This window comes from Syntrophaceae bacterium (genome assembly GCA_013177795.1).
Lineage (GTDB): Bacteria > Desulfobacterota > Syntrophia > Syntrophales > UBA2192 > UBA2192.
The window spans coordinates 768,181-780,892 of the sequence record JABLXY010000003.1 but is presented as its reverse complement, the minus strand read 5'-3'; the positions used below and the strand labels follow the sequence as shown (position 1 = coordinate 780,892).

Sequence of the window (12,712 nt, the reverse complement as noted above, 5' to 3'; positions counted from 1 at the left end):
TTCAGGCATCCCCGTTTCGGCCGGGCCCCGGCACGATGCTGACCAGTTCGCGGGCTTCCCGCATGCTGTGGTGCAGCCGGGCCATCATGTCCTCGAGATCCCGCTGCTTGATGCCAAACCGCCCGGCCACGTCCCCCACGGCACGGTAGGCCAGCGCATCGGTGCCCACGCCGATCCCCATGACGTGGCAGGCCTGGTTCGACAGGTAGACGACCCAGGGCACGGTGTCCCCGCTGGCCAGCTGGTCCGGCCTGTGGTGGAAGGCGATGGCCTTGAGGATCTCGTCGGGGAACTTCCACATCAGAGCGATCTCGCCTCCCAGCGCCGCGTGGTTGACGCCGAGGACTTCCTCCTCGGCCTCCAGGAAGGAGTACCCCTGCCCCTCCCTCAGAGCCCGGATCCTCTGCCACGCCTCGTGCACGAACTCGCCCATCACCATCTTCCCGATGTCGTGCAGCACACCCGCCGTGAAGAGCCGCGGGTCGTCGGGGATCGAGATTCTCGCGGCGCAGATCTGGGACATGAGCGCCACCGCGACGGCGTGCTCCCAGAGGTCGCGCCCCCCGACGTCGTAGCCCCGGGCGGTCCGGAAATAGCGCGACAGCCCCGCGGCCATGACGGCGCGCAGGACGTTCTTCTTGCCCATGTGCAGGATGGCGTCGCCCACGTTGTCCACGGGGCGGCGCAGGCCGAAGAAGGCGGAGTTGCAGATCCGCAGGACGTTCGCCGTTATGGCCTGGTCGAGGCGGATCACGGCGGCCAGCTCCGTGTGCGACGAATCGGGGTCGCCCGCCAGGGCCATGACCTTCCGGACCGTCGCCGGGAAGGGCGGCAGCGCCCGGATGGACTGCAGGATGCGCTTGTCGAGCTTCATAGCTCCTCCGGCGGGCCGCCCGCCCGCTTGACCCAGACCTTGCCCGTGCCCACGTCGAGCCGCACCGTGCGGTTGACGTTCTTGCCCGTGTCCTCCGCGTCGATCAGGACGTTGTTGTTCCAGAAGAGCTTCCGCATGGCCATGATGTTCTTCTGCCCGATCCGGAAGAAGTTCGAGTCGTCGAGGATGCTGGCCCCCCCCGCCACCTTGACGATCATCCGTTTCTTGTCCGCCCCGAGCTTGTAGCAGGACTTGAACAGCAGCGGGATGCCCGTGTCGGCGAACATGCCGGGCGTCTCCCGGGCCTTTTCGGCATCCAGGCTCGAGTCGGGGAGCATGAAGTGCAGCAGCCCCCCCACCTTTACCGCCGGGTCGTAGACGGCCACGGCGATGCAGGACCCCAGGGCATAGGTGACCATGGAGTCCGCGGGGTTGTTGGTGACCTTGAGGTCCGATATGCCGACGACGAGTTCCGCCATGCCCGCCTATTTCCGGTACACGCTGGGTTCCAGGTACTGGAACGCATGGTTGAGCCCCGTGAGGCTCTCGGAGTGGCCGATGAAGAGGTAGCCGCCCTTGGCCAGACGGCCGTGGAAGCGGTTCACCAGGCCCTCCTGGGTTTTCTTGTCGAAGTAGATCATCACGTTGCGGCAGAAGATCACGTCGAAGGGGTCTCCCGCGGGCAACGGCTCCATGAGGTTGAAGCGCTCGAAGCGCACGAGGTCCCGCACGTCCCTCTTCACGCGGTAATGGCCCGCCCAGTTGCCCTGGCCCACCTGGAAATACTTCCGCAGCAGGTCGGGCGGGACGGTCTTGACCCGGTCCGCCGGGTAGATGCCCTGCTCGGCCTTCCTGAGGACCCGCGTGGAGATGTCGGTGGCCAGGATGCGGATGTCGGCCCCTGCGCCCTGGGAGGCCTCGAGGGCCGTGATGGCCATCGTGTAGGGCTCCTCCCCGGAGGAGCAGCCGGCGCTCCAGAGGCGGATGCAAGGCCGGCCCCGACGGGCCCGCTCGCGAACAAGTTCCGGGATGATCCGCGCCAGGGCCCGGAAATGGCCGTCCTCCCGGAAGAAGCTCGTCAGGTTCGTCGAGAGGGAGTCGATCATGGCGATGAACTCGTCGGTCCCCTCGCCGGTCCTGACGTACTCGTAGTAGTCCGCGAAGGACTTGAAGTTCCCCTCCCGGATCCTCTTGCTGAGCCTTGCCTTGACGAGTTCCTTCTTTCCGTCGTGCAGGTGGATCCCGCAGTGGCTGTATACGAGGCGGCTGATCTTTTCGAATTCCGTGTCGCGCAGTTCGAGCGTCATGCGGTTCTGTTCTCTATCGTCCGTCCGCCGGCTCGAGGCCGGGCGCGTTCGACTCGTTCGGGGCGGGCCCCGGCGAACCGGACAGGCGATCTGCATTCCTCACTCAGAAATCCTTGAAGTCGCCCTTGCCGAAGGGGATCACCTCTTCGGGCTTCGGGGTCTTGCGGCAAGCGGCCGCGGCGGGTGCCTTCTCCCGGGGTGCCTTCAGGCGCGCCAGGAGCGGGGCCTTCCAGCCGGATGCCGGTTTGTTTGCCGCCTCGCCCGGACGGCTGCCTGATTCCTTCGAGCTTCCGCTGCCGATGACGCGTACGAGCTCCGCGGCGATTTCCTTCACCTGCTCGGCCTGGGCGTTCATCTCCTCCGAGGCCGAGGCCGACTCTTCGGCGTTGGCCGCCGTGCGCTGCGTCACCTTGTCCATCTCCGCCACGGCCTTGTTGATCTGGTCGATCCCCTGGGCCTGCTCGTGGGAAGCCGCCGCGATCTCCGCCACCAGGCCCGCCACTTTCTCCGCGCTCTTCGAGACCTCCGCGAAGGCCGCGTTGGTCCGCTCCACCAGCTCCGAGCCCTCCCTGACCTTCTTGACCGTCCCCTCGATGAGCACCGAGGTGCTCTTGGCCGCCTCGGCCGCCCGCATCGCCAGGTTGCGGACCTCGTTGGCCACCACGGCAAACCCCGCGCCCGCCTCGCCCGCCCGGGCCGCCTCCACCGCCGCGTTGAGCGCCAGCAGGTTGGTCTGGAACGCAATCTCGTCGATCGTCTTGATGATCTTCGAGGTCTCGTCGCTGGCCCTCGAGATGTCCTCCATCGACTGGGTGAGCTCCGTCATCGAGCCGTTGGCCCGCTCGACCATCCCCTTGGCCTCCTTCATGAGCTTGTCGGCCGTCGAGGCGTTGTCGGCGTTCTGCTTGGTCATCGACGACATCTCCTCGAGCGACGAGGAGGTCTCCTCGATCGAGGCGGCCTGCTCCGAGGCGCCCTCCGCCAGCGACTGGCTCGCCGAGGCCACCTGCCCCGAGGCCGAGACGACCTGCTCGGCCGCCTCGGTCAGCCCGGCCATCGCGCGGTTGACGGGCCGGGTGATCGACCGCGCAACGAGGATGCCGGCGAACACCATCAGGCCCCCGACGACTGCGAGGATCGCCAGGACCGAAAGTTCCGTGTTCCGCACCGTGGAGGCCACGATGGAGCGGTCCTTGCCGATGAAGAGCATGCCGATGACCTTCCCCGAGGCGTCCCTCAGGGGCCAGTATGCCGTGTTGTACTCCTTCCCGAGGATCCGGTTGACGTCCAGGTAGCGCTGGCCCCTGGCGAGGACCGCGTCAAGGACCTTCGGGTTGTCCATCTTCGTGCCGATGACCCGCTGGCCGTCCTTCATGATCGTCGTCGTCACGCGCGTGTCGCCCTGAAAGAGGGTGCACTCGACGTCGAACATTTTCTTGATATCTTCGACGAAGGCATGGTTAGCCGGGGTGAGGTCGATGCCCGCGGTGACGGAACCCACGACCTTGCCGCCGAGCTTCACCGGGGCGCCCGCCCGGAGGGAGAACTTCACCACCGTGCCTTCCTCGATCCCGGTGGTGGCCTCGCCGGCGAGGGCCTTCTTCACGTTGGGCTGGTTCAGGACGCTGTCGCCCGCCTTGTCGGAGTGGCCGCGGCCCACCACGTTGCCGTCCTTGTCGGCGATCGTGATGACCCCGGCCTTCGAGTCGCGCATGACGTCCCTGCCCAGGCTCTGTACGAAGGCCGTGTCGCCCCTCACGATCGCCTCGGCCAGGTCCTTTCGGGCCGCCGTCAGCTGCGCCACGGCGGCCATCTTCGCCGCCATGTCGTCGACGCGGATCTGCACGGCGTCGGCCAGCTTGCCGATGTCCTGCTGCGTCTGGTCGTTGAAACCCTGGTTGACGAAATAATAGGAACTCGCGAACACGCAGAGGCCGACGGTGAACACGGCGGCGACAACGAGACCGATGATTTTGGTGGAAAGAGACAGGTTTCTCACAGGTTTACTCCTTGACGTCGAATGAACCCCTCAGGCCGCGCGGCGGACCGCCACGAGATCCTCGCTGCTGAGGACCTTGTCGATGTCGAGCAGGATCTTGATGCCGCCTGCCGCCTTGGCCATCCCGAGGATGAAATCCGTGTTGAGCCGCACCCCGAAGGCGGGCGTGTTCTCGATGTCGGCCCCCCGGATGTTGAGCACCTCCGAGACGGCGTCGACGACGATTCCCATCATGACCGAGCCGCCGGCCCCCGCCACCTCCACGACGATGATGCAGGTGCGCTCCGTGTAGGCCGCGGCCTCCAGGCCGAACCGGAGGCGCAGGTCCACGACGGGGATGACTTTCCCACGGAGGTTGATGACCCCCTTGACGAACTCCGGGGTCTGGGGAACCGGGGTGATGTTCATCATCCCGATGATCTCCTTGACCTTCAAAATCCCGATCCCGTACTCCTCGCCCGCCAGCGAGAAGGTGAGGTATTTCCCTTCCTTTGCCGGTATGCCGGCCTCGGTGTGTTCCTGCCGTTCGGTCATCTCCGTCTGCATGTCCTCAGTGCCTCCCTGTGCTTCCTGAATCATAAGCCCGATGCCAAACCCGTTCCGGCCGGGCCGCCGTTTGCCCGTTCCATTCACCCCCGCAGGGCGTCAGGAGCGCGCCTGGGCGCCGTTGGCCCTGTCCGCGGGGATGTCGAGGGCCTTGACGATCGTCTCGTAGAGCTTTCTCAGATCGACGGGCTTCGTCATGTAGTCGAGGAACTTGCCCCGCTCGTCCTCCGTGAGATACTCGGGATAGCCCGTCAGGATGATGATCTTGATGTCCCGGTGCATCTTGCGGATCTTCTCGGCGAGCTCGAGACCGTTGAGGTTGGGCATGACGATGTCCAGCAGGATGAGGTCCGGCTTCTCCTCCCCGATGTGCAGAACCGCCTCGAGCCCGTTGGCGTAGGTCTTGAGGTTGCAGTGCCGGTTGAGGCCGAGTCCCTCGAAGGCGTTCTGGATGAAGGTGAGGATGTTCTCGTCGTCGTCGATGACCATGACGAGCTTCTTGAGGGAAGGGCCCCGGGCCGCGGTTTTTCCGGCCCCTGCCGCCTCGGTCTCGCCCCCCTGGAGCGTCTCCAGCGACACGTCGCCGAAGCCGAACTCCCGCTTGAGCCGCTCGACCTCCGCCAGCGGGATCTTGAGGTGCTTGCCCACCTTGTATCCCTTCACCATCCCCTCTTTGACCCAGCGGTAGATGGTCACCCGGTTGACGTTGAAGAGATCCGCCACCTCGGACGTGGAAAAAAACATCTTCGCCATGAAGCACCTCTCGGTTCGGCCTTGTCTCGCTATCCTACAGCAACATATAAATCACGTGCAACTTCTGCACCTGTTTTATCGTCAGAAGGCCGGGAAACTTTAGGGCGAAGTCAGGGGACTGGAAGGGGGAAAGGGGGTTCCTTGGTTCGTTAATTCGTTAGTTCTTGAGTTCCTTGGTTCGTCAGTTCGTTGGTTCATCGTTCAGGAAAAAGAGAGAAAAGTGTTCTGGCCCGATTGTCCGATTCATTTTATTTTCCAAACATTTTCAACACGTAAGATCCTCTCCTCACGATACCGCGCGTTCGCCGCATTCGGCCTTTTCCCGCTTGCCGCGGCAGTTTAACCAGTGGATCCGGCCCGGGCCTTTCTGTCTCGCCAGGTGCATGGCCCCGTCAGCCGTCCAGACGAGTTCCCAGGGGTCCCCGGACGAGGCGACGTGCTGCTTCTCGAGGGTGCTCACCCCGATCGACGCCGAAAGAGCGAGCGGCGTGCCCTCGCCGACAAACGCGTGCGCCCGGATGCGCCCCCGGATGCGCTCGGCGGCCGCCCTGGCCGCCCTCTGCCCCGACGAGCTGAGAAGCAGGACGAACTCGTCGCCCCCGAAGCGGATCAGCACGTCCTCCTTGCGGCAGTGCCCCCGGAGCAGCAGGGCCATGTCCCGGAGGATCCTGTCGCCGATGAAGTGACCGTAGCGGTCGTTGACAGTCTTGAAGTCGTCGATATCGATGAAAAGGCAGGACAGGGGGAATTCCCTGCGCCTTGCCCTGGAGAATTCCTCCACGAGGCGGGGCTGCAGGTACCACCGGTTGTAGAGGCCCGTCGTCGGGTCGATGAAGCTGATCTTCTCGAGTTCCTCCAGCCGGGATCGGAGCTTCAGGTTTTCGACGAGCAGTTCCTTGTTCTTCCGCGTCAGGGTCTTGTTGTTTTCCACGAGCCACTCGAAGAGAAAGTTCTTCTCGTCGAAGTCCAGCGCTCTTCGGCCGCCTTCGCCCTCGTCCATGATCGGTTCGCACCTCCCCCCGCGGTTCAAGACCGGATTCGGTTTTGCCGATATAGGAGTAGCACGTTCCGTGCCATGGAGAGGCGCCCGGGCCGGTCACACGCCCGGCCGGGCCATGGATGACGAGTCAACAGGGAATGAACGACCCCAAACACCCGTCCGGGGCGGACATGGACGAGGCCATCGTCAGAGAGCGCGCCGCGGAAATCTCCAGGACCCTGGGGAACTGCAAGAAGTTCATCCACCAGGGCAACGTCTACGCCTGCCTCAGCGGCTTCAGGGACGTCCTGGAGAAGATGCTCGTCACCCGGATGCTGCCCCAGGACCAGAAGGACCTGCAGGAGGGCATCAACGAGTTCCAGCGGCAGCTCATGACGAGCGCCGCGTTCCGCAACGCCTTCGGCCCCGTCACGTTCCAGGACGACGACAACGAGACGTCGCTTGCCTTCATCCGGCAGCTGGTCAGCGTCTCCGAGGAGGAGATAACCCGGAGCCTCTCCGGCGGGGACGAGAGCCCGGAAAACCGGGCCGTCATGATCACGCGGCTCATCGACAAGGGGGAGCACGAAAAGGCCCGTGCCCTGATCGGCACAAACGAGGACCTCCTCACCTTCATCCTCCAGACCTACAACGCCCGGGGCATCCAGGCCCGCAAGGAAGGCAACTACGACAAGGCCGTCGCGGAGTTCCGCAAGGCCCTCTCCCTCGCCCCCGACGACGAGGGCCTGCTCTACAACCTCGCCCGCGCCTATGCGGCGAAGAAAGACACGAAACCCGCCGTCGACTCCATCCGCAAGGCCCTCCAGATCAACCCCGCCTTCGCCGAGGCGCAGGCCCTGCTGAACTATCTGCAGGCAGGGTGAGTGCCGGCGTCCTGATTCACCCTTGCTTTTTCGGACTTTCTCCCTCTTGACGCCTGAGCCATTCCCTTTCTTGCCATCAGTATTTTCGCCCTGACGTTTGCGCATTCGTGATGCCTCTGGCACCATACGCACAGAGTTGCAGGTCATATTTGACCGGTTGGGAATTCATCATTCGGGTCTCTTTCCGCTATTCCCCTTGCCAGGAAACCTAACAAAATTCTCACCATATTGGCATGTAATGTGCAATTTTGCCTTCTGCTGCAGCGCCGTGCTGCATTGCGGCTTGATTTCGATTCTGCCGCAGGCCGCTTGAACGCTGAGTTTTAAACCCACCTTGAGGGCAGAAATGACCGCTCCCTTTGCACATGATTACAACTTGAGAAGCCTGCGGAAGATCCGAGTGAAGGGCCATGATTTCAACCTGTACGTCACGCCCCGATTCGTCTCCCCCTACGCCGACCAGGAGTATGAAGCCGTCACGGCCCTCATCATTCGCCGGCGGGCGAAAACAGCCCGCACGTTCATCGATGTGGGCGCCCATTACGGGTTCTTCTCCGTCCTGGTCGGTCACGCGAATCCCGATTGCGCAATTTTTGCCTTCGAGCCGATTCCAGTGAATTACGAAATTCTGGAAAAGAACATTGCGCTGAACGGCATCAGGAATGTCCGCTTGTTTCAATCGGCGGTCTCGAACCGTGACGGCAACGCGGCATTCCAAGTTTCAGCGGCCTCCGACAATTCAGGATTCCTCGCCAACCCGGCGGCAGACATATTACAGGACATGACCGTGAGCGTAATCTCCCTCGATCACCTGATTGAGGAAATCCCGAACAAACCCACGCTGATCAAAATCGACACGGAAGGAAGCGAGCGTCAGGTCCTCCAGGGCATGAAAAAACTCGTCAAAAAAGTTGACGAGCTGGAGATGATCCTTGAATTCAATCAAAGGTGCCTGCGGCATAACGGCCTGATGCCTGAAGCTTTGCTCCGGCACATCCACGAATTGGGGTTCTCGATCTTATTCGTCCATGACGAGAGGGGCTTCTGTGAACGATACGAGGACGGGGCTGACTGGCATGCCCTCATGGGCGGGAAAAACTACAAGAACCTCTACTGCGTAAAGAAGGGCGTTCTGAAGCAGAAGGGACTTGACCCCGGGATTCCCATGCTCCGGTGCAAAGACGATATCGGTCGTACCGGCAAAGCAAGCCTGGAAGGGAATAGCTCACACGGAAAATACCGGAACGAGAACGAGCGGAAGGTACGGCGCGTACTTTTCGTGAATCACAGTCTTGCCCCCTATGAACTCACCGGGACCCCTCTCACGACACTCAACCATGCGCGGGGCATGAAGGCGAAGGGGCTCGAGGTCGGAGTTTTGATTCCGGACCCATCGGTCCGGCAAGACTCAGGAAAATGTGAAATCGACGGCATCACTCTCTACAGAATACCGAAAACGGATCAGGAGGATTCGTTTTTTCCGAACGCTTCGGCAGAAGATTCTCTTCGGCATCAACAGATTGTCCGCCACGTTCTGCAGGATTTCCGCCCCGACATCGTTCACATCAACGACTACCTGTTCATGCCCCTGGAGACGATTCGATGCTTCGCACGCAGCGGCGTCCCCGTCGTACGGAATATCTGCAATACGGAGGAAATCTGCTATCGAATGGAACCCATACTCTCCTCCGGCCGACGTGTGAAGACCTGCACCGGTCCCGGCGACATGGGCCGATGCGCCGAATGCTACTGCCGATTCCGGAGAATCGATCTTGCCGATGCCCTGGGAAGCATAAAGAAGAGATTCGCCGAGAGGTCCGAATACCTGAAGGGCATCTACGATCGCGAGGTCTCTGCCGTCGTTTTCACAACCCCCGAATTCAAGCGCTACTTTACATCTTTCGTCCCCATTCCCGAGGAACGGATCCGCGTCATCCCGCGCGGGTTCTCATTCCCTCATGCAAGACCGTCCCATCCGATCCGGGTCGAAGGAGGAGTTGTCAAGTTCGGTTTCATCGGTACGGGCATCCCCCGAAAAGGGATCGACGTCATCCTGAGGGCTCTCGAACTGCTGCCCGGATCGAAAGATTTCGAATTTCATTTTTTCGGCGAGATCGGACATGAGCCTTTCGTCAACTGGATCGCCGAGTTGAGCAAAGCGCACGGCAACAGAATTTTCTGCCACGGCGGCTTCAAACCGGAGAACCTCCCCCGAATCGTTTCGCAAATCCATTGCGCCGTCATCCCTTCGTATTTCGAAACGTACAACCGTGTCGTTCGTGAGGTGCTCTGGTCCGGCGTACCCGTCATCGCGACCGATTTTTTCGGTTCCTCCATCATCGAAAACGGCCGCAACGGTTACCGCATCGCCTGCGGGGACAGCGATGCGCTTGCAGAGCGAATGACCGAGATCATCGCGTTCCCTGACGCGATCGAAGCCCTGTCACGCGGGGCGCTTCAGACCCCTGTCCCGTCACTGGACGGCGAAATCGAGGGTCTCCTGCACGTCTATCAGGAGCTTCTTTCGAACCGGCGGGAGACATCGCTTTCCGACCGGCCGCAGCAAGACGAAATCTCCGGCGGCATGATCAACGAATGTCCGGATATTGACGATGTCCGTCCGTTCCAGTTCGCTACGCTCTATATCGATACGGGGCAAGGATTCAATGAAGAAGAATCTCTGAAACGCCTCCTTCCGGGCCGCTTCGACAAGGGTCCCGTGACCGTTGAATTCAATCTGAACGGCTTCGGAAGGATCCGCGCACTCCGGCTGGACCCGATCGACAATGCTCCGGCGGGCGTCGAGGTGATCCGCATTGCGCTGACGAGAAAAGACGGAGAACGTGTCGAGATTCCGCTCAAGGGCTCCAACGCCGCAGACGTGCGCGACAATCGACACCTCTTCACGACTCGCGACCCCGCCTTTTACCTCTCGCTGCCCGATCATTGGGACACCGTCAGAAGCATTCAGGCAGTTCTAAAATATTCCGTCGGACCGGAATACGTCGGCATGCTGGAACAATCGGTTGAAGCCTTGAAGCAGCACGCGTCCTCTCCGCCCCCTCATGCGAAACTGTACATCGATCGGGGTGACGGGTTCTCGGAGAGCAGCGCATTGATCATGCCGTTGCCTCCCGGTTCCGATTCCGGCTCCGTTGCGCTGACCTTCCCTCTGCGGGGCGTCGCTCCCATCAGAGCCCTCCGGTTCGATCCGGTCGAAAACGCGGCCGCAATCATCGAGATCGGCCGCATCGAGTTGCAAGCCGGCAGCCTCGTGAAGCCCGTGCGGATCAAGAAATCCAATGCGGAATACGTCAACGGCAACCGCTACATTTTCCTGACAGACGACCCCTCTTTTCATCTGGATGTGCCCTCGGGAATGGCGCATGCCGATTCGCTTGTCCTTGAACTGGCGTACCGCATCCGTGACGCCTACGCAAAGGCAATCGGCGATGTCGTAGCCAAGAATGGCGCAGCCGGCTTCATGAAGGACCCATCGGGCCGGCGGTATGTGGGAAAGATCTACGTGGATAACGGCGCCGGGTTCATCGAGGGTGACGCTCTGGTGTATGAACTGCCGACGGATCCGCAGACGGGCCGCATCGGGATCGACATTGATTTGAGGCCGTTCGGGAAAATACGGGCACTGCGATGGGATCCGATCGAACATGCCGCACCCATCGTGGAGCTGAATCAGCTTCAGGTTTATCGGGAGGGCGAGCCCGTCCGCGCGACCCTGTCCGGGACGAATGCCAAATCCGTGTGCGACAATATCCTGATTTTCGCATCCGACGACCCGCACCTGGAAATTGCTCTGCCGACAGACCTGCCGTCGGCTGACAGGCTCCAGATCGAATACAGGGTCCTGGTGAGAAACAACTAGGGAGATCCGCCGGATGCCCCGTCGATCCACCCCATGACAGGAAGAGATACCGAGTGAAAACATACCGGAAAGCAAGACTGATTGCATTTTATCTGCCGCAGTTCCACGCCATCCCGGAGAACGACGCGTGGTGGGGGAAAGGATTCACCGAATGGACGAATGTCGCGAAGGCCCGCCCCCTGTACCCCGGCCACGATCAGCCCCGCGTCCCGGAAGAGCTCGGTTTTTACGATCTGCGGCTGCCCGAGACGAGAGCTGCGCAGGCCCGGCTCGCGCAGGAGCACGGCATCGAGGGGTTTTGTTACTGGCACTACTGGTTTTCCGGAAAGCGCCTGCTCGAAAAGCCCTTCACCGAGGTCCTGAAATCCGGGGAGCCCTCGCTGCCCTTCTGCCTGGGGTGGGCAAACGACACGTGGTCCGGGATCTGGCACGGATGCCCCGATCGAATCCTGATCGAGCAGACATACCCGGGAAGAAAGGACGAGGAGGCGCATTTCCGCGCGATTGCGGAGGCCTTTTTCGACAAGCGCTACATCACCGTCTACAACAAGCCGGTCTTCCTGGTCTACAAGCCCTATCAGCTGCCGGAGCCGAAGAGGTTCATCGAGCACTGGCAGGAGCTGGCCATCAAGGCGGGCTTGCCGGGTATCTACTTCATCGGGAACGCGAACACGATGGACTGGAAACCGGAGGAAAACGGGTTTGACGCAATGGTTCCCCACCAGCCCGGACTGAGCACGTGGCACATCTTCAATCCGCCGCCGAACGCAGACACCCGAAACCTTGTGACGCACAGGAAACCGGACGTCATGCCCTATGAAGTCTACATCAAGCGTGCCCTGCCGCCGCTGCGGGGGGACGTCGACGCGTTCCCCTGCGTCGTCCCAAACTGGGACAATACGGCGCGATGCGGCGCCCAGGGATATGTCCTGCACGATTCCACTCCTGCTCTGTTCAGAATCCACCTGCGGGAGGCGATCGGGCAGGTGATCCACAGGCATCCTGACAAGCGGATCATCTTCCTGAAATCATGGAATGAATGGGCGGAAGGGAACTACGTCGAGCCGGACCGGAAACACGGCAGACGATACCTGGAAGCCTGCAGGGACGAGATCACCGTAACGCACTAACCGAATCGAACCCGAGAGAGAACCCATGACGCCGAATGCTCACGACCAGAGACCCGCGGTGATCCTGATCACCCATGTCGTGCCCTACCCGCCCGCCGCGGGCAACGAGATCAAGATTCTGAAGCTTCTCCGGTGGCTCTGTGACCATGGGTACAAAACCATCCTGCTGCTCAATCAGCCCGCCCTGCCGGATCCGGTCCGGAAAGAACTGGAAAGGATCGTCGATGCCGTTCACTTGACGGACATCCCCGATGATCAGGTCGACATGCGCATCGTCCGTCCCATCATGCAGTCGTTGGCGCATTCGAATCCCGTGAAGAGGAATCTCTGCCCCCCAAAGCTGATTTCGGAGACGCG

Annotated in this window: 11 protein-coding genes; 3 read left to right on the top strand and 8 right to left on the bottom strand. The window is 61.6% G+C overall.

Going from position 1 to position 12,712, the window contains the following annotated elements; translation table 11 throughout:
- Window position 1: 1 nt before the first annotated feature.
- From HPY67_13590 to HPY67_13560, 7 genes are all read right to left on the bottom strand, one after another.
- Entirely contained in the window at window positions 2–874 is an 873-nt protein-coding gene (locus HPY67_13590; protein NPV05754.1) for an HDOD domain-containing protein, read from the bottom strand.
- On the bottom strand, window positions 871–1,353 hold the full coding sequence (locus HPY67_13585) for a chemotaxis protein CheD (protein NPV05753.1): 483 nt from the start codon (window positions 1,351–1,353) through the stop codon (window positions 871–873). Before HPY67_13585 ends, HPY67_13590 begins: the two co-directional genes overlap by 4 nt.
- Window positions 1,354–1,359: 6 nt before the next feature.
- Window positions 1,360–2,181, bottom strand: coding sequence for a protein-glutamate O-methyltransferase (locus tag HPY67_13580; protein ID NPV05752.1), 822 nt, complete (start codon window positions 2,179–2,181; stop codon window positions 1,360–1,362).
- Window positions 2,182–2,284: 103 nt separating this feature from the next.
- Window positions 2,285–4,180, bottom strand: coding sequence for a hypothetical protein (locus HPY67_13575; GenBank protein NPV05751.1), 1,896 nt, complete (start codon window positions 4,178–4,180; stop codon window positions 2,285–2,287).
- A gap of 30 nt (window positions 4,181–4,210) precedes the next feature.
- Window positions 4,211–4,714, bottom strand: a complete 504-nt coding sequence (locus HPY67_13570) for a purine-binding chemotaxis protein CheW (protein ID NPV05750.1) — start codon at window positions 4,712–4,714, stop codon at window positions 4,211–4,213.
- A 111-nt stretch (window positions 4,715–4,825) separates the two neighbouring features.
- The gene (locus HPY67_13565) at window positions 4,826–5,479 is read right to left on the bottom strand and encodes a response regulator (GenBank protein ID NPV05749.1); all 654 of its coding nucleotides are present in this window, start codon (window positions 5,477–5,479) and stop codon (window positions 4,826–4,828) included.
- Window positions 5,480–5,765: 286 nt separating this feature from the next.
- Window positions 5,766–6,479: a GGDEF domain-containing protein gene (locus HPY67_13560; protein NPV05748.1), complete on the bottom strand. Its 714-nt coding sequence runs from the start codon at window positions 6,477–6,479 to the stop codon at window positions 5,766–5,768.
- Window positions 6,480–6,616: 137 nt separating this feature from the next.
- Here HPY67_13560 and HPY67_13555 point away from each other — a divergent pair, with 137 nt between their 5' ends.
- From HPY67_13555 to HPY67_13545, 3 genes are all read left to right on the top strand, one after another.
- Window positions 6,617–7,342 carry a tetratricopeptide repeat protein gene (locus tag HPY67_13555; protein ID NPV05747.1) on the top strand — a complete coding sequence of 242 codons (726 nt, stop codon included), beginning with the start codon at window positions 6,617–6,619 and terminating at the stop codon, window positions 7,340–7,342.
- A gap of 346 nt (window positions 7,343–7,688) precedes the next feature.
- A complete protein-coding gene (locus HPY67_13550; GenBank protein NPV05746.1) occupies window positions 7,689–11,225 on the top strand; it encodes an FkbM family methyltransferase in 3,537 nt (1,178 codons plus the stop codon).
- Window positions 11,226–11,302: 77 nt separating this feature from the next.
- Window positions 11,303–12,355, top strand: coding sequence for a glycoside hydrolase family 99-like domain-containing protein (locus tag HPY67_13545; protein ID NPV05745.1), 1,053 nt, complete (start codon window positions 11,303–11,305; stop codon window positions 12,353–12,355).
- Here the strand turns inward: HPY67_13545 and HPY67_13540 are convergent.
- Window positions 12,339–12,659, bottom strand: coding sequence for a hypothetical protein (locus tag HPY67_13540; protein NPV05744.1), 321 nt, complete (start codon window positions 12,657–12,659; stop codon window positions 12,339–12,341). The genes HPY67_13545 and HPY67_13540 overlap by 17 nt on opposite strands.
- Window positions 12,660–12,712: the final 53 nt, after the last annotated feature.

Coding starts and splice junctions, on each gene's coding strand:
- HPY67_13585 (NPV05753.1), bottom strand. CDS start 1,353: ATGGCGGAACTCGTCGTCGGCATATCGGACCTCAAGGTCACCAACAAC.
- HPY67_13570 (NPV05750.1), bottom strand. CDS start 4,714: ATGACCGAACGGCAGGAACACACCGAGGCCGGCATACCGGCAAAGGAA.
- HPY67_13565 (NPV05749.1), bottom strand. CDS start 5,479: ATGGCGAAGATGTTTTTTTCCACGTCCGAGGTGGCGGATCTCTTCAAC.
- HPY67_13550 (NPV05746.1), top strand. CDS start 7,689: ATGACCGCTCCCTTTGCACATGATTACAACTTGAGAAGCCTGCGGAAG.
- HPY67_13560 (NPV05748.1), bottom strand. CDS start 6,479: ATGGACGAGGGCGAAGGCGGCCGAAGAGCGCTGGACTTCGACGAGAAG.
- HPY67_13540 (NPV05744.1), bottom strand. CDS start 12,659: ATGCGCCAACGACTGCATGATGGGACGGACGATGCGCATGTCGACCTG.
- HPY67_13555 (NPV05747.1), top strand. CDS start 6,617: ATGAACGACCCCAAACACCCGTCCGGGGCGGACATGGACGAGGCCATC.
- HPY67_13580 (NPV05752.1), bottom strand. CDS start 2,181: ATGACGCTCGAACTGCGCGACACGGAATTCGAAAAGATCAGCCGCCTC.
- HPY67_13590 (NPV05754.1), bottom strand. CDS start 874: ATGAAGCTCGACAAGCGCATCCTGCAGTCCATCCGGGCGCTGCCGCCC.